Source organism: Pseudomonas cremoricolorata DSM 17059 = NBRC 16634 (assembly GCF_000425745.1).
In the GTDB taxonomy this organism is placed as follows: domain Bacteria; phylum Pseudomonadota; class Gammaproteobacteria; order Pseudomonadales; family Pseudomonadaceae; genus Aquipseudomonas; species Aquipseudomonas cremoricolorata.
In genome coordinates this window covers 322,557-338,518 of the sequence record NZ_AUEA01000001.1, presented here as the reverse complement: position 1 = coordinate 338,518, position 15,962 = coordinate 322,557, and the positions used below count along the sequence as shown (strand labels likewise).

Here is a 15,962-nt window from a genome sequence, read left to right as displayed (position 1 = left end):
TGCTCCGGCCATCGCCATCCAAGGAGCCTCTTCGATCATGCAGCCCTCATTCCAGACGAGCAGCCGCCTGGGCCGCTCGTCCTCGCCGCTCGCCCACTTCACTCTCGACAACGGCCTCAGGGTCATCCTCGTGCAAGACCACCGCGTGCCGCTGGTCAGCGCGCAGTTGTGGTATCACGTCGGCGCCAGTCATGAACCGCACGGGCAAAGTGGCCTGTCTCACGCACTTGAACACTGGGTGTTCGAGGGCAGCAGCAAGCTCGCGCCCGGGCAGTACGCCAAGGTGCTCGCCCGTCTGGGTGCCAAGCCGCTGGCCTTCACCCTCGACGAAGCCACGCTGTACGTCGCCAGCGTGCCGGCCAATCGCCTCGAGATCGTGCTGGAAGCTCAGGCCGACATCATGTCCAGCGCTACGCTCGCGGAGCAGGACTTCGTCAGTTGCCGCGATGCGCTGATCAACGAGCATCGCTTGCGTGTCGAAAGCTCAGCCGATGAGCAGGCCAGCCGCCTGCACCTGCAACTGGCCCATGGCGCCAGTCCCTACGCCCATTCACGCTATGACCACCTCGATGACCTGCAAGGCCTTGGCGCGGATGCGGTGAGGGCCTGGTACGCCAAGCATTACCACCCCAGCAACGCCACTCTGGTGGTGGCCGGCGACATCCGGATGCCCGCTTTGCGCGAGCAGGTCGAGCGCCATTTCGATGCACTGCCGACACGCCCGAAGCACACCGACCCTGGCTTCAGGCAAACCGACACACTGTTCGGACGCGAGCAGACGGTGCGACTCCCGGCGCTGCGCCAAGGCGTGATTCTCAGCTTCAACACGCCCAGCCTGGGCAGCACTCAGTCGCCGGCCGAGGTGATTGCCCTGCAAGTGGCTGCAGCGCTGCTCAGCAATGGTGCCAGCTCGCGACTTTACGCAGCACTGGTGCGAGACCAGCCCTTGCTGCGCGGCATTCGCAGCGAATTCGACGTTCATCTGCGCGGCGACACGCTGATGACCTGGCATAGCTTGCTCAGCCCTGGGCGAACCAGTCCTGAGCAGGCCAGCGCACGCATGCTGGCAGTGATCGATACGCTGTCCCATACACCGGTATCGACCGTCGAATTGCAACGGGCCAAGACCAAGCTGCTGGCGCAGTTGATCTATCAACGCGACGCGTTGCAGGACCACGCTTATCACATCGGGCGCCATGCGCTGAGCGGCGCCGACCTCGACCTGCTCGAACGAACCCCTGAGCTGATCCAGTCCGTCACCGCCGATGCGGTGCACGAGGTTGCCAGACGCTACTTCACAGCGAACCGCCTGACCGTGACCTACACCCAGCCTGAGGAGGCCGCGCAATGATCCACTCGTTTCTCAATGCCGGAACGCACTGCGCCGACTTCGCAGCGAGTGAAGACGCCTTCGACTTCGGTGGGCTGACCAGCGCCACGGACCTTGACCTGAGCGACCTGCCGACCGTGCAGCGCACGCCGCTGGACTGGCACACCGCCCAGGGCAGCCGAGTGCGTTTCATCGAATCCCGCGAGCTGGCGGTCGTCGACATCGTGCTGCGCTTCACTGCCGGCAGCAGCCTGGATGGCGACCTGCCTGGCCTGGCGGCGGCCACCCTGTACATGCTCGACCAGGGCGCAGACGATCTCGACGCTCAGGGCCTTGCCACCGCCCTGGAAGATCTGGGTGCCGAGCTGCGCAAGCAGCTGGAGGTGGATCACGCCAGCCTGTCGCTGCGCTGCCTGAGTGCCGTGGACGTATGCGCTCAGGCCCTGCAACTGCTGACCGCAGTGGTGGCGCGGCCGCGCTTCGAAGTGGCTGCCCTGGAGAAGATCAGGAGCCGCTTGCTCAGTCATCTGGCGCTGTCCGAGCACAACCCCAACCGCCTGTTGCAACGCGCCGTGCTCAGCGAGCTGTTCGTCGATCACCCCTACGGTGACTACGTCAACGGCAGCCAGGCGGGCGTTAGCGCGCTGAGCGTCGAGCATCTGCGCGCCTTCCACCAGCGCGCCTACAGCGCCAACAACCTTGAGATCGCCATCGTCGGCGACCTGTCGAGCAATCAAGCCCGGGCACTGGCCGAAGCCATCAGCGCCGCCCTGCCCCAGCACTGGGCCGCCGCAGCACTGCCCCCCGCGCCGGCACCAGGAGCGACCCGCCGCGAACTGACGTTTCCCGGTACCGGTGCCAGTATCGCGCTGGCGCTGCCCTTGCACCTCACACCGCAACACGAAGACTACACGGCCGTGCTGCTGGGCTGCGCGGTGCTAGGCTCTGGGGCCAGTTCGCGGTTGATGGAGCAACTGCGCCAGCGCCGCAATCTAACCTACGACATCCGCGTCACACCCACCCTCTGGAAGGCCGGTGGGCTGCTCACGGTTCGCTGGGAAATCGCCGCTCACTACGCCGAAGCCTCACGCCAATTGGTGCTGGCGACCATCGCCTGCTTCGTCGAGCATGGCCCCACTCACGCAGAGCTGGAGCGAGCCGCGAACCAGCACGCAGGCGCATTGCTGCTGGAGGCGGCACGCAATGATCAGGCGGCTGCGCTGCTGGCTCAGCACAGCCAGCACGGTCTGCCCGCACGCTACCTCACCGACTTCATCGAGCAACTGCGTCGCGTGACGCCCGAGCAGGTACGCCAGGCATTGCAGCGCTGGATCGATGTTCGCGGCATCAGCTTCTTCAGCATCGGCCCAAGGCAGCCGCAACAGCATCTGCCGGACTGGCCAGAAGCGTGAGTGCCAGGGGCAGCGCTGAATCCGCAAGCGCTGTCCCGCCCCTCCCTGGGCGAGCCGTTCCGTGGCAAGCTGTGCCGGCTTACCGGAGCCCTCGTTCATGTCCACACCCGCTTTCCACCCCGCCCGGGGTCTGTCCAATCCGCACCTGCAAACCTTATGGGGGCCGCTATGGCGCAAGCTGGCGCCGCTGTCGCGGCAGCGCGAGCGAGTGTGGCTGGCAGATGGCGATTTCATCGACCTCGACTGGTTCGGCCCGCACGAAGCAGACGCGCCGCTGGTGCTGGTGCTGCACGGGCTGACGGGTTCATCCGATTCGCCCTACGTGAAGGGTCTGCAACTGGCGCTGCGCGAGCAAGGCTGGGCCAGTGTCGCGGTGAACTGGCGCGGCTGCTCGGGCGAGCCGAACCTATTGCCGCGCAGCTACCATTCCGGCGCCAGCGCAGACCTGGCCGAAACCATCGCTCATTTGCGCGCGCAGCGGCCATTGGCGCCGCTGTATGCGGTGGGGTATTCGCTGGGCGGCAACGTGCTGCTCAAGTACCTGGGCGAGAGCGGGCAGCACAGCCACCTTCAGGCTGCGGTGGCGGTGTCGGTGCCGTTTCGCCTCGATCAGTGCGCCGACCGTATCGGCCTGGGCTTTTCCAAGGTGTATCAGGCACATTTCATGCGCGAAATGCTCGCCTATGTGCAGAACAAGCAGCGCCATTTTCGCGCAGGCGGTCAACAGGATGCCGTCGACACCCTCGAACGCCTGGGCTCGCTGAGCAAGCTGCGTACCTTCTGGGACTTCGATGGCAAGGTCACCGCGCCGCTCAACGGGTTTCGTGACGTGCACGACTATTACCGCCAGTCGTCCAGCCGCTATTACCTGGGGCAGAACCAGACCCCGACGCTGATCATCCACGCCGAAGACGACCCGTTCGTGTTCAGGCACAGCTTGCCGGAAGCCGCCGAGCTGCCCGCGCAGACCCACTTCGAGCTGCACCGGCGCGGCGGTCATGTGGGTTTCGTCGAAGGTAGCGTGCGGGCGCCGCGATACTACCTTGAGCGGCGCATCCCGCAGTGGCTGATCAGCGGCCAGTGAGGGCCGCCGGCAGGGTCAGTCGCCGGTGGCGACTTCATGGCTCGGGTCGGTGATCCACTCACTCCACGAACCTGGGTACAGACGGCCCAGGGGGTAACCGGCCAGGGCCAGGGCGAACAGATTGTGACAGGCGGTCACGCCCGAGCCGCAGTAGGAAACCAACTGCTGGGCCGAGCGCTCGCCCAGCGCCTGGGCGAAGCGCTGACGCAACTGCTCGGGCGGCAGGAAACGCCCGTCCGGCCCGAGGTTTTCACTGGAGGCCAGGCACTTCGCACCTGGGATGTGCCCGGCGACCGGGTCGATCGGTTCCATCTCGCCGCGAAAGCGCGGCAGCGCGCGGGCATCGATCAGCGTCAGCTCGGGGCTGTCGAGGCGCTTGAGCAACTGCTCGGCATCGACCACCAGCCGCGAATTGGCCACGCCAGTGAACGAGCCGCTGCGCTTGGCCGGTGGATCGAGGCTCAGCGGCAGGTGCGCGGCATGCCAGGCTTTCAGGCCACCATCGAGAATCGACACCCCACTGCATTTGCCCAGCCAGGCCAGCAACCACCAGGCGCGCGCGGCAAAGGCGCCGGGGCCATCGTCGTAGAGCACGATCTGGCTGTCTGCATCCACCCCCCACTCGCGCAGACGCTCGGCCAGTTGCGCGGGCTCGGGCAGCGGATGCCGGCCAGTCTGGCCCTTGTGCACCGGGCCGCTGAGGTCGCGCTCGAGGTCAGCGAAATGTGCGCCGGCAATATGCCCTTCGGCATAGCTGCGCTGGCCGTAGTCGGCATCTTCCAGGGCGAAACGACAATCGAGGATCACCAGCCCGGGCGCATCCAGACGCTCGGCCAACTGTTGCGGGGTGATCAATTGCGCAAGGGGCATGACGAACTCCTTATCGAGGGCGGTATCGGTGCATCTTACGGCCATCCAAGCGCGCCTGTGTAGCCGCCCGCGGCCCCGCTGGGTGCAGGGCCGACATGCCGCGTCGTGGTCCGTGCGGATGCTGCACGGGCAATACCCACACGTCGCAAGGTGCCATCATTTGCCCGCGCGACTTGCCCGGGCGCAGTCGCTGCGCTACCATCCGACTCCCCAACGCCCTCCTGCCAGGACCAAGCGATGAACCGAGTGTTGTACCCGGGCACCTTCGACCCGATTACCAAGGGCCATGGCGATCTGGTCGAGCGCGCTTCACGGCTGTTCGACCACGTGATCATCGCCGTGGCCGCCAGCCCGAAGAAAAACCCGCTGTTCCCGCTGGAGCAACGCGTCGAGCTGGCCCAGGAGGTCACCCGCCATCTGCCCAACGTCACCGTGCTCGGGTTCTCCACGCTGCTGGCCGCGTTCGCCAAGGAGCAAGGCGCCAACGTGCTGCTGCGCGGGCTGCGGGCGGTGTCGGATTTCGAGTATGAATTCCAGCTGGCGAACATGAACCGGCAACTGGCCCCTGACGTCGAGAGCCTGTTCCTCACCCCGTCGGAGCGCTACTCGTTCATCTCCTCGACCCTGGTGCGCGAAATCGCAGCGCTGGGCGGCGATATCAGCAAGTTCGTCCACCCCGCCGTGGCCGATGCGCTGACCGAGCGCTTCAACCGAAAATAACCCCACGTCGGCAGCACGCGCGCCCGCGTGCACTGCGGGCGTGAATACGGCACAATTGCGCCCATTGCTTAGCTACATGCCCGGGCGCGACGCCCCGGCCGGAGTCTCCATGTCCCTGATCATCACCGACGATTGCATCAACTGCGACGTCTGCGAACCCGAGTGTCCGAACGCTGCGATCTCTCAAGGCGAAGAGATCTACGTGATCGACCCGAACCTGTGCACCCAGTGCGTGGGCCACTACGACGAGCCGCAGTGCCAGCAGGTCTGCCCGGTCGACTGCATCCCGCTGGATGAAGCCCACCCGGAAAGCGAAGAACAACTGATGGCCAAGTACCGCCGCATTACCGGCAAGGCCTGAGCCCCTTCAGGCCTTGCGCCTCGCTCAGCGCTGGCAGCGCAGGCAATAGACGCTTGCCCGCTGGCCCAGCTTGACCTCGCGCAGGGTCGTTCCGCAGACCTTGCAGGGCTGGCCAGCCCGACCATACGCAAACAGTTCCTGCTGAAAATACCCCGGCTGACCATCGCCGCCGATGAAGTCACGCAGGGTCGTGCCGCCGCGCTCGATGGCCGCGGCCAGCACCCGTTTTATCTCAACCGACAGGCGCAGGTAACGCGCCCGTGAGATACCACCGGCCTCGCGCCGCGGATCGATGCCCGCGGCGAACAGCGCCTCGGTGGCGTAGATGTTGCCCACCCCGACCACCACGGCGTTGTCCATGATGAACGGCTTGACCGCCATGCTGCGCCCGCGCGACAGCTGGAACAGGCGCTCGCCATCGAACAGCTCGGTCAACGGCTCAGGCCCCAGGCGCAGCAGCAGTTCATGGTTATGCGGGTCCTGGCTCCAGAGCATCGCCCCGAAACGCCGCGGGTCGGTGTAGCGCAGCATCAGCCCCGACTCCAGTTCGATGTCGACGTGCTCGTGCTTGCCCGGCTCCAGGCCCATCTCGACCAGACGCAGATTGCCCGACATGCCCAAGTGGCTGATCAGCGTGCCGACTTCGGCATTGATCAGCAGGTACTTGGCGCGCCGCTGCACGGTGACGATGCGCTGCCCGGAGAGCCTCACGTCGAGGTCTTCAGGGATCGGCCAGCGCAATCGCCGGTCACGCACGACCACGCGGCTGACGCGCTGGCCTTCCAGGAAGGGCGCGATTCCGCGCCGGGTGGTTTCGACTTCTGGCAATTCCGGCATGAATCAGTGCCCGCTCGCTTCTCGGAGGTTTTGCTTGAGGCTCTCGAAGTCGTATTCCGACAGCCCGATGTAGTCCAGCACCAGCGGCGCGATGGCGTCCCATTCGTGGTCGACGTTCTGGTCGCCCAACACCCGGTACGACGCGCAGATGTGCTCGGCCATCTTGAGCACCGCCAGCAGATTCTTCAACTGCGGGTGCGCGCTGTGCGACGAGTCGTCGCTGAACACCGCCAGGGCGTTGTGGTGGTTGGCGATGGCCGCGCTCAGGTGCTCGGGCAGGCGCCAGGACTTGGCCGTGTAGTAACCGACCACCGAGTGGTTGGTGTTGAGCGCACGGTTTTCCGTGTCGACCACCCGCCAGCCTGGGCCGGCCTGGGCGTAGGCCTCGACCAGCACGTCCATGTAATTGGGAAAGCGCTTGAGCATCAGCGGCACGCCGCAATCGTGGAACAGGCCCAAGGTATAGGCTTCGTCCACGGCCTGGATGCCGGTGCGCTTGGCCAGGGTCAGGCAGGTGTTGGCGACGTCCTGGGCGGTGTCCCAGAAGCGGTTGAGGGTGACGATGGTTTCGTCGCTCATCTCGCCCTTGATCGACTGCGCGTTGATCAGGTTGATGATCGAGCGGCTGCCGAGCAAATCGACCGCGCGCTGGATCGAGCCGATCTTGTTGCTCAGGCCGAACTGCGCCGAGTTGACCAGCTTGAGCAAGGCCCCGGAAAGACCGGGGTCCTGGGCGATCAGCCGGGCGATGGTGCCCAGGTCCGGATCAGGCATGTACTGCTCGAACTGCAAATCGACGAGGATCTGCGGTTGCGGGGGAATGGTGATGCCTTGCAAGGCTTGCCGGATCTGCTCCGGGGTGAGTTCGAGGGACATGACTACATACTCGCTGAGGACGGCAGATTCTACCTGTCTGGCGCGCGATCGTTGAGCACAAGTTGGGACGATGAAGCATCATTCATGGCGCATAGCCAGCACCGCTTTATGGGCAAGCCTTACGCTATAATCCCGCTCTTTTTTCCGGAGCGACGTCATGTCCCTGCCCAGCCTACGCCTCAAAGCCAACGCCGACCGCCGCCTGCGCGCCGGCCACCTGTGGATCTACAGCAACGAGATCGACGTGGCTGCGACCCCGCTGCAGGGCCTGGGCGCCGGTCAGCAGGCGATTCTCGAAAGCGCCAGCGGCAAGCCTTTGGGCGTGGTCGCGGTCAGCCCGAACAACCTGATCTGCGCACGCCTGCTGTCGCGCGACGCCAAGCTGATGCTCGACAAGTCCCTGCTGGTGCACCGCCTCAACGTGGCCCTGTCGCTGCGCGAACGGCTGTTCGACAAGCCCTGCTACCGCCTGGTGTATGGCGATTCCGACCTGCTCCCAGGGCTGGTAGTCGACCGCTTCTTCGACATCCTCGTGGTGCAACTGGCCTCGGCCACCATGGAGCAGCACAAGGATGAAGTCATCGCCGCCCTGGTGCAGGTGCTCAAGCCCAGCGGCATCCTGTTCAAGAACGACTCCGCCGCGCGCGACGCCGAGGGCTTGGGCCGTTACGTCGAGACCGTCTACGGCGAAGTGCCGGACTGGGTCGCCCTGGAAGAGAACGGCGTCAAGTTCGAAGCCCCGGTGCGCGAAGGCCAGAAGACCGGCTGGTTCTACGACCACCGCATGAACCGCGCGCGCCTGGCGCCCTATGTTGCCGGCAAGCGCGTGCTCGACCTGTTCAGCTACATCGGTGGCTGGGGCGTGCAGGCCGGTGCTTTCGGCGCCAGCGAAGTGTTCTGCGTGGACGCTTCGGGCTTCGCTCTGGACGGCGTCGAGCGTAACGCAGCGCTCAACGGCATCAGCGAAAAACTCACCTGCATCGAAGGCGACGTGTTCGAAGCGCTCAAGGAGCTGAAAGCCGCCGAAGAACGCTTCGATGTAGTCATCGCCGACCCACCCGCCTTCATCAAGCGCAAGAAAGACTTGAAGAACGGCGAAGGCGCCTACCGCCGCCTCAATGAACAGGCCATGCGCCTGCTCAACAAGGACGGCATCCTGGTCAGCGCCTCGTGCTCGATGCACCTGCCCGAAGACGACCTCAACGGCATCCTCCTGACCAGCGCCCGCCACCTGGACCGCAACCTGCAGCTGCTCGAACGCGGCGGCCAGGGCCCGGACCACCCGGTACACCCGGCAATTCCCGAGACGCGCTATATCAAGAGCATTACCTGCCGGTTGTTGCCCAACAGCTGATCAGGCGATTGTCGAAGCATCCCAAGCCGATGCCCCGAACAGGGCGTCGGCTTTTTTACGGCTTGTTGCTGGCATCTCCTATCCAGGACGTTGCCTACGCCACACCAGGAAGTTTCCAAGCCCCACATCCCTTGCCCTGATCCCGTGGCCCTCTAGCCTGTTCGACTCGCGCAAATGCGACAGGCCGATGGCCGCCCGATAATCAGACAAGAGGATAAAAACCGTGGACCACGCTCTGCGCAGCAACGTCTGCCGGCTCTCGACAGCGTTGCTGATTCTGATGAGCCTGCTCAGTGTATTTCCGGTGGACGTCATCCTGCCGTCCTTCCCTGCACTGTCGGAGACGTTCGGGGTTGCAGGCAAGGACATCGCCTACTCCATGAGTGCGTTCGCCGTGGCAGTGGCATTTTCCCAGTGTTTCATTGGCCCACTTTCTGACCGTGTTGGCCGGCAGAAGCTGTTGCTGGCGGGATTACTGATAGCCATGGCCGGCGCCATTGGCTGCACGATAGCTCCCAACTACGCAGTGTTCATGGTCTTTCGCGCGATCCAAGCCATCGGCTGCGGCTGTTTCGTGCTGTGCCAGGCGCTGGTGCAAGACCTTTACCCCGCACATCGACGCAATGCGATGCGCATCTTACTGACCACCACCAGCGGATTGTTCATTTCCATTTCGCCACTGGCCGGCACTGTCTTGCAGCACCTCTGGGGATGGCCGGGCAGCTTCCATGTCTTCGTCGGCTTATGTGTGCTGGGCATCGTGCTGGTGTATGCAATGCCCGCTGAACGTCGGAGCGAGCCAAGCGCACAGGGCAGTGTGCGCAACTATGGGGTGCTGCTGCGCGATGCGGCGTTTGTGTTGTATTCGCTGATCGCGGCGCTGGCCTTTACCTGCCACTTCACCTTCGTGGTGGTTTCGCCGCTGTTGTTCATCGACCGGCTGGGATTCTCGGCCGAAGCGTTCGCCTGGGTGTTCGTCGTCTACGGCATGGCCTATCTGTTGGGCGGCTTGTTTGCCGCTCGAGTCAATCGCCTGCTCAGGCCACAGGTGCAGATCGCCCTGGGCCTGGCACTGATCGCCGCCGCGGGCGTGATCATGCTGGGCACGCTGTGGCTGGGCGGCCTTTCGGCCTTTGCGCTGCTGCTGCCAATGATCATTTGCACTGCCGGCACCACGGTGGCGCGTCCGGCGGCGATGTCGTGTGCGCTGGAGCGGCATCCGGGTTGCGCGGGCACGGCGGCGGCGTTGAGCAGCACGCTGCTGTTCATGCTGGGCGGGGTGCTCAGTGGGCTGATTGCAGTCGCTGAACACGGCTTGCCAGAACGCCTGGCCCTGGCGCTGATTGCCGTTGGCCTGTGTGCCGGCCTGATGCTGAAAGCGATCAGCGTTGCCAGCAAAAGGCGCCGAGTGACATGACAGCCAGGCCCCGACCGCGCAATGGGGTTCGGGGCCTGGATCGACGCAGCTTACGGTTCGCGCTGGAGCATCAACTCCTGCCCGTCGACTTGGAAGGTCTTGTAGCGGGGTGTGACCGGCTTCAGTTCGCCGGCCTGAATGCGTTTGACGAAGTCGTTCACGGCAGGCCGTGCGTAGTTCCAGGTGTAGACGCCTGCGCGTTTCCAGGCGCCGTCCTGCCAGGCGAACATCGTCACGCTCGGGGCATAGCGCTGGCGCGGAATGAGCAGTACTTCATCCTGGCCGTCGCCGTCCATGTCCTGCGCCCAGAGGTAGCAGCCTTGGGTGCATTCGTAGTCTGAATTGACCACCTCAGTGAAGGCTTCGGCATGCTTGGGTTTAGCGCCCAGCCACTCCAGCACGGGCTGTGCCGGGCTCGAGACAGCGCCCATTTCGCGGGTGTCGTCCAGGCGCTGACGCAGGGTTTCTCGCTCGGTCGGGGCAAGCACCGTGCCCGCCTCAACCTGTTTCGACAGGGCCTCGAAGGCTTGTCGACCCGGCTCGCCCCAGCCGAAGTACAGGGTATTGGCGTCAAACGAATCCACCGGTGTGCGTCCGTCGAGCAGGCGCGCCACCTGATTGCGTGCGCTGAGCCCAAGGGGGTCGAGCAGCGGTGACTGGTAGGCGACGATCAGCAACGCCGTGAGCAACGCGATCCACGGGTTGCTGCGGCGCAGGCCATGCAACCACGCGCCATGCCGGGGCAGTACCGCCCCGGCCGCCGCCAGCGCATGCACCAGCATCACGCCAATCAACAGCGCCGCCTGGATACGGCTGGGGGTCAGCCCGTACTGAGCGATGCGCAAGCCACTGGCCCATGCGGCCAGGGCCACCAGGACCGGCAGGCACAGCAGGCTGGCATTGACCAGCATGCGCAGTCCTCGCGGATACGCCTCGCCGTGTTCGCCATCCTGAAACACGCCATTGACCAGGAACAGGTTGAAGGCGCTGAGCAGCAGCAGAATCGCGGTGGCTTGCCCGGTGGCCCAGATCGGCTGTACCCCGGTGAACGGCAGCACGCAGGTGAATACCACGGCGATCGCAGCGCTCAAGGGCAGCAGTAAACGGCACAGCGACAACAACATGCCGCGCAGCAGGCCGATGACTTTCTCGTTCTGCAAACCGATACGCATACCCAGCGCGAACACCACCGGCAGTACCACATAGAGCAATGCGTGGTTCTCCAGCAACGCCTTGATCTGGCTGATGCCCACCACCTCGAACAGCGTGCCGCACAACCACAGCAACCAGAAGAACACCCCCATCAGCCCCAACGCCAGCAGGACGATGAAGACAGTGCTCCAGGCATGTCGGAACAGGTCCGAATAGCGCGGACGCAGGCCCTGCCGGTTGGGCCAGGCGAGGATGAACGCGGTGGCGATGTAACTGAGCACCACAATCGCCAGCCAGGCGGTGTCACGCACGGCGGCATTGTCCATCGAGGAGCGGTCATAGGCACTGAGCCCGGCCACCAGCAGGCCGAGGCCGAGGGCCATGAACAGCGTGCCGCGCTGCACGCCTTGGGGCCCCAGCAGTTGCAGCACGACAGCGCAGACCGTCACCCCGGCGCAGGCCGCGTAGATGAACGCCGACTGCGGCGGGCCGGCCAGGTCCAAGCCCATCAGCACCAGGCCGTGGATCAGGCCGATGATCAGGTAGAACGGCAGCGGGCGTTGCGACTCAGGCATGGGAAGTCCTTTTGGTGATGCGGCGAAGGGGGTGAAGTCTAGCGCCGTCCAGCCACGTCGGCATTCCCTCCAAACCCCAGCGGTGTAGAATCGGCCTATTCATCGCCAGTCATCCCCCGGCGGGTTTATGAGCTCTGGTCGAGCCTGCGGCGATCCCGCGCGGACTTCGTCCCAACATCCTTGCCAATGGCAACCGGCCTTCGGCGTATTAGGACAAGAGAAGCTCACTCCCTACTTTGACGTGATTTAGCCGCCAGGAGCGCTCCATGCCTGATTATCGTTCCAAGACCTCCACCCACGGCCGCAACATGGCCGGCGCCCGCGCCCTGTGGCGCGCCACCGGGATGAAGGACGAAGACTTCAAGAAACCGATCATCGCCATCGCCAACTCGTTCACCCAGTTCGTCCCAGGCCATGTGCACCTGAAGGACCTGGGCCAGCTGGTCGCCCGCGAGATCGAGCGCGCCGGTGGCGTGGCCAAGGAATTCAACACCATCGCGGTCGATGACGGCATCGCCATGGGCCACGACGGCATGCTTTATTCGCTGCCCAGCCGCGAGATCATCGCCGACGCCGTCGAATACATGGTCAACGCCCACTGCGCCGACGCCATCGTGTGCATCTCCAACTGCGACAAGATCACCCCCGGCATGCTCATGGCCGCGCTGCGCCTGAACGTTCCGGTGATCTTCGTTTCCGGCGGGCCTATGGAAGCCGGCAAGACCAAGCTGGCCAGCCACGGCCTGGACCTGGTCGATGCCATGGTCATTGCCGCCGACAGCTCGGCCTCCGACGAGAAAGTCGCCGAATACGAGCGCAGCGCCTGCCCGACGTGCGGCTCCTGCTCGGGCATGTTCACCGCCAACTCGATGAACTGCCTCACCGAAGCCCTGGGCCTGGCCCTGCCGGGCAACGGCTCGACCCTGGCCACCCACTCCGACCGCGAGCAACTGTTCCTCACCGCCGGGCGCACCATCGTCGAGTTGTGCAAGCGCTACTACGGCGAGGGTGACGCGTCGGTGCTGCCGCGTAGCATCGCCAACTTCAAGGCGTTCGAGAACGCCATGATGCTGGACATCGCCATGGGCGGCTCGACCAACACCATCCTCCACCTGTTGGCGGCCGCGCAGGAAGCGGAGGTGCAGTTCGACCTGCGTGACATCGATCGCCTGTCGCGCCTGGTGCCGCAGCTGTGCAAAGTGGCGCCGAACATCCAGAAGTACCACATGGAGGATGTGCACCGCGCCGGCGGTATCTTCAGCATCCTCGGCTCGCTGGCCCGTGGCGGCCTGCTGCACACCGACCTGCCGACCGTGCACTCGCCGAGCATGGAAGAGGCCATCGCCAAATGGGACATCACCCAAACCGACGATGAAGCCGTGCACACCTTCTTCAAGGCAGGCCCGGCCGGCATCCCTACGCAAACCGCATTCAGCCAGTCGACCCGTTGGGACACCCTCGACGACGACCGCGAGAACGGCTGCATCCGCAGCTTCGAGCATGCCTACTCGCAAGAAGGCGGCCTGGCCGTGCTGTACGGCAACATCGCCCTCGATGGCTGCGTGGTGAAGACCGCCGGTGTCGATGAGTCGATTCACGTGTTCGAAGGCAATGCCAAGATCTTCGAAAGCCAGGACAGCGCCGTGCGCGGCATCCTCGCCGACGAAGTGAAGGCGGGCGACATCGTCATCATCCGCTACGAAGGCCCGAAAGGCGGCCCAGGTATGCAGGAAATGCTCTACCCGACCTCGTACCTCAAGTCCAAGGGCCTGGGCAAAGCTTGCGCACTGCTCACCGACGGTCGCTTCTCCGGCGGCACCTCGGGCCTGTCCATCGGCCACGCCTCCCCTGAGGCTGCCGCTGGCGGCGCCATCGGCCTGGTGCAGGACGGCGACAAAGTGCTGATCGACATCCCCAACCGGTCCATCAACCTGCTGGTCAGCGACGAAGAACTGGCCCACCGCCGCATCGAGCAGGACAAGAAAGGCTGGAAGCCGGTGGAAGTGCGCCCACGCAAAGTGACCACCGCCCTCAAGGCCTACGCCCTGCTGGCGACCAGCGCCGACAAAGGGGCTGTGCGTAACAAGGCGATGCTCGACGGGCTTTGATTCTGTGCTGGCTTGAATTAAAACCGGCGTCTTGGGCGCCGGTTTTCTTGGGTAGGCTATTGAAGCGAAACAATCGCTTTCGACTGAAATGACGAAAGCTTATCCAGCGCAATCCCGATCGCTTGATCGTCGAACAACTTGCTCTTTCGCGCCGCACTGGCGGCGGGTCCAGACCAATGCGCGAGCCGCTCTCGAACCGCTGCAACGTCGGGTTCGATCGCCTCTCTGTAAAGTAGCCAGTCGACAGTAGCCAAGAGCTCCATGCCGAAGGGTGATTCGAAGCCATCGATCAAATCGGCAGTGAACTCCAAGGCAGGAAGGTAAGCTTTCGCCTGGCTATTCAAATAGGTTTGCACATACGTTTTACGGCTCTCGTCAAACCAGATCACATCTGATGGCTCCGCATCGCTGATGCGCTTGGCGCAATGTAAATAGCTGCCGTCGAGATTATCGAGCAGGTGCTCAAGCCGGTTGGCATAGGGGCCGTACTTATGCGCGATAAACTTGAGCTGTAACGGGTTATCCCCAGGAATGAATCGTTCGATGGCGCGCTCGAGAAACCATGCCAGTTTCTGAATCTCAAGCAAACTGCACTCCATGCCCAATACCCAGTAACGACGCACCAGCTCTGCAATGAGTGCACGCGCGGGAGTCAGTTCTTCTACACCACTGCGTTTGGAAACATTCTGATAGTGGGTAGTAGGCTCGAACACCAGGATATCCGCCTGCAAATCGCCAAGCACAGCTTCAATCTGGTCGCGTACAACAGCCCATGGCAGGCCACCGTTCCCAGCACCCAGAGGCGGAATGGCAATCGATTCCAGCCCTTGTTCGATGATAAAGCCACGCAGGTCATGCAATCCGTCGGTGATCCAGTCGATTTGCGATGGCGAACGCCAATGGCGCTTGGTGGGAAAATTCACGATCCAGCGAGGCCCGCCCAACTCATTCACCGCAGTTACGAACATCTTGCCGGTCACCACCTCTTTTGCCTGACACGCGGCCCTGTACAGTGAGTAGTTTTCGGCGAAGCGCTCCTTGAACATCAGTGCAATACCCTTGCCCATCACCCCGACGGTGTTGACTGTATTGACCAGCGCCTCGGCCTCAGCCTCGAGCAGGTTACCTTGAACAAATCGGATCATTGGAAATACCACCCAGGGCGAGCATGGACAGGAATGCTCAGCTGACGCTGCTGAACCTCACCGTCGACACGTCTCTTCGAAGCGTCGTTGTAGCAAATAATTCCAAGCAGGCCGGTCACCGGGACATGCTCATGGATGAGTGCCTCAGCCTGATAGCGTTCCATCTTTCGAGGATCATCTGGGTCGCGTTTGAAATCCCTACGCTGCAGGATCTCCCAATCGATGTTGTCCAACTGACTGAGATCACTGTAGTAGCCAGACCAATACGGATAGGCATGAGCGTCGGTGAACACAAACCGCAGGTTAAGCGACCGGGCATGGTACAGGCTGGAGACAAGAATCACGATTTCTTCGTTGCGTCGCTGCTGCACACCCCAAATTGTTCTGCTTCGCATGCGCTCTAGTCACGGCTATCAGCACGAAATGCTCATCTGGCCGATCCCTGTGCACCCTGCCATCGAAAGGATTTTTGGCAAACCAGTGAAACGGTACAAATTGTTCCAGCGCCGCACGCCGCCTGCCCTCGATGATCTGCTGATCCGCGATGTCAGCGAAGCCCGCTCCCAGCAGTGATCTGGGAAGCAAGCCGCGCTGCAATATGGATCGAACATTCCGCAGGCTGGTGAGGTGGTAGATGAATTTCTGATCACGAATAGCCAAGGCAAGCTCCTGCAACAGATGATATCCATATGCCATCAACCATAGATGCCGGATAATCTTT

14 protein-coding genes and 1 pseudogene are annotated in these 15,962 nt (G+C 63.5%); 8 read left to right on the top strand and 7 right to left on the bottom strand.

The genetic code is table 11. The features are described 5' to 3' along the window. Positions 1-37: 37 nt before the first annotated feature. From H618_RS0101490 to H618_RS0101480, 3 genes are all read left to right on the top strand, one after another. Positions 38-1,351: a M16 family metallopeptidase gene (locus H618_RS0101490; RefSeq protein WP_050577181.1), complete on the top strand. Its 1,314-nt coding sequence runs from the start codon at positions 38-40 to the stop codon at positions 1,349-1,351. Beyond that, positions 1,348-2,742, top strand: a complete 1,395-nt coding sequence (locus H618_RS21095; protein WP_050577180.1) for a M16 family metallopeptidase — start codon at positions 1,348-1,350, stop codon at positions 2,740-2,742. The genes H618_RS0101490 and H618_RS21095 overlap by 4 nt, the downstream gene beginning before the upstream one ends. A 97-nt stretch (positions 2,743-2,839) precedes the next feature. Next, complete coding sequence (locus tag H618_RS0101480) at positions 2,840-3,826, top strand: hydrolase (protein ID WP_028693373.1); 987 nt, start codon at positions 2,840-2,842, stop codon at positions 3,824-3,826. A gap of 15 nt (positions 3,827-3,841) precedes the next feature. Here the strand turns inward: H618_RS0101480 and H618_RS0101475 are convergent, their stop codons facing one another. Next, complete coding sequence (locus H618_RS0101475; RefSeq protein WP_028693372.1) at positions 3,842-4,696, bottom strand: sulfurtransferase; 855 nt, start codon at positions 4,694-4,696, stop codon at positions 3,842-3,844. 237 nt (positions 4,697-4,933) lie between these two features. On the opposite strand from H618_RS0101475, the gene coaD reads away from it, so the two are divergent. Beyond that, a complete protein-coding gene (coaD, locus tag H618_RS0101470; protein ID WP_028693371.1) occupies positions 4,934-5,416 on the top strand; it encodes a pantetheine-phosphate adenylyltransferase in 483 nt (160 codons plus the stop codon). Between the two features lie 109 nt (positions 5,417-5,525). After that, positions 5,526-5,777, top strand: a complete 252-nt coding sequence (locus H618_RS0101465; RefSeq protein ID WP_028693370.1) for a YfhL family 4Fe-4S dicluster ferredoxin — start codon at positions 5,526-5,528, stop codon at positions 5,775-5,777. Positions 5,778-5,801: 24 nt separating this feature from the next. On the opposite strand, the gene mutM is transcribed toward H618_RS0101465, so the two are convergent. Together mutM and H618_RS0101455 are read right to left on the bottom strand one after the other, a co-directional pair. After that, positions 5,802-6,614, bottom strand: a complete 813-nt coding sequence (gene mutM / locus H618_RS0101460) for a bifunctional DNA-formamidopyrimidine glycosylase/DNA-(apurinic or apyrimidinic site) lyase (RefSeq protein WP_028693369.1) — start codon at positions 6,612-6,614, stop codon at positions 5,802-5,804. 3 nt (positions 6,615-6,617) lie between these two features. After that, on the bottom strand, positions 6,618-7,436 hold the full coding sequence (locus tag H618_RS0101455; RefSeq protein ID WP_425414154.1) for an HDOD domain-containing protein: 819 nt from the start codon (positions 7,434-7,436) through the stop codon (positions 6,618-6,620). A gap of 211 nt (positions 7,437-7,647) precedes the next feature. Between H618_RS0101455 and H618_RS0101450 the strand changes: the two genes are divergently transcribed. Beyond that, positions 7,648-8,844 carry a class I SAM-dependent rRNA methyltransferase gene (locus H618_RS0101450; RefSeq protein WP_028693367.1) on the top strand — a complete coding sequence of 399 codons (1,197 nt, stop codon included), beginning with the start codon at positions 7,648-7,650 and terminating at the stop codon, positions 8,842-8,844. 223 nt (positions 8,845-9,067) lie between these two features. After that, entirely contained in the window at positions 9,068-10,261 is a 1,194-nt protein-coding gene (locus tag H618_RS0101445; RefSeq protein ID WP_033727351.1) for an MFS transporter, read from the top strand. Between the two features lie 50 nt (positions 10,262-10,311). Here H618_RS0101445 and H618_RS0101440 read toward each other — a convergent pair whose 3' ends face one another. Further along, a complete protein-coding gene (locus H618_RS0101440) occupies positions 10,312-11,988 on the bottom strand; it encodes a DUF4153 domain-containing protein (protein WP_028693365.1) in 1,677 nt (558 codons plus the stop codon). A gap of 266 nt (positions 11,989-12,254) precedes the next feature. Between H618_RS0101440 and ilvD the strand changes: the two genes are divergently transcribed. Next, positions 12,255-14,096 (top strand): dihydroxy-acid dehydratase, encoded by a 1,842-nt coding sequence (gene ilvD, locus H618_RS0101435; protein WP_028693364.1) that lies wholly within the window; start codon positions 12,255-12,257, stop codon positions 14,094-14,096. A 56-nt stretch (positions 14,097-14,152) separates the two neighbouring features. Here ilvD and darG read toward each other — a convergent pair whose 3' ends face one another. The 3 genes and pseudogenes from darG to H618_RS23235 all read right to left on the bottom strand — a co-directional run bounded on the left by darG (position 14,153) and on the right by H618_RS23235 (position 15,937). After that, positions 14,153-15,241: a type II toxin-antitoxin system antitoxin DNA ADP-ribosyl glycohydrolase DarG gene (gene darG, locus H618_RS0101430; RefSeq protein WP_028693363.1), complete on the bottom strand. Its 1,089-nt coding sequence runs from the start codon at positions 15,239-15,241 to the stop codon at positions 14,153-14,155. Then, positions 15,238-15,618, bottom strand: a pseudogene (locus tag H618_RS23240) (DUF4433 domain-containing protein); the annotation flags it as partial. The pseudogene H618_RS23240 and the gene darG, both read right to left, overlap by 4 nt. Continuing rightward, entirely contained in the window at positions 15,545-15,937 is a 393-nt protein-coding gene (locus H618_RS23235) for a DarT ssDNA thymidine ADP-ribosyltransferase family protein (protein WP_281169456.1), read from the bottom strand. The gene H618_RS23235 and the pseudogene H618_RS23240, both read right to left, overlap by 74 nt. Positions 15,938-15,962 lie beyond the last annotated feature (25 nt).

Excerpts from the sequence above, each read along its gene's own strand:
- H618_RS0101490 (WP_050577181.1), top strand. The coding sequence starts at position 38 with ATGCAGCCCTCATTCCAGACGAGCAGCCGCCTGGGCCGCTCGTCCTCG.
- H618_RS21095 (WP_050577180.1), top strand. The coding sequence starts at position 1,348 with ATGATCCACTCGTTTCTCAATGCCGGAACGCACTGCGCCGACTTCGCA.
- H618_RS0101480 (WP_028693373.1), top strand. The coding sequence starts at position 2,840 with ATGTCCACACCCGCTTTCCACCCCGCCCGGGGTCTGTCCAATCCGCAC.
- H618_RS0101475 (WP_028693372.1), bottom strand. The coding sequence starts at position 4,696 with ATGCCCCTTGCGCAATTGATCACCCCGCAACAGTTGGCCGAGCGTCTG.
- coaD (WP_028693371.1), top strand. The coding sequence starts at position 4,934 with ATGAACCGAGTGTTGTACCCGGGCACCTTCGACCCGATTACCAAGGGC.
- H618_RS0101465 (WP_028693370.1), top strand. The coding sequence starts at position 5,526 with ATGTCCCTGATCATCACCGACGATTGCATCAACTGCGACGTCTGCGAA.
- mutM (WP_028693369.1), bottom strand. The coding sequence starts at position 6,614 with ATGCCGGAATTGCCAGAAGTCGAAACCACCCGGCGCGGAATCGCGCCC.
- H618_RS0101450 (WP_028693367.1), top strand. The coding sequence starts at position 7,648 with ATGTCCCTGCCCAGCCTACGCCTCAAAGCCAACGCCGACCGCCGCCTG.
- H618_RS0101440 (WP_028693365.1), bottom strand. The coding sequence starts at position 11,988 with ATGCCTGAGTCGCAACGCCCGCTGCCGTTCTACCTGATCATCGGCCTG.
- ilvD (WP_028693364.1), top strand. The coding sequence starts at position 12,255 with ATGCCTGATTATCGTTCCAAGACCTCCACCCACGGCCGCAACATGGCC.
- darG (WP_028693363.1), bottom strand. The coding sequence starts at position 15,241 with ATGATCCGATTTGTTCAAGGTAACCTGCTCGAGGCTGAGGCCGAGGCG.
- H618_RS23235 (WP_281169456.1), bottom strand. The coding sequence starts at position 15,937 with ATGGCATATGGATATCATCTGTTGCAGGAGCTTGCCTTGGCTATTCGT.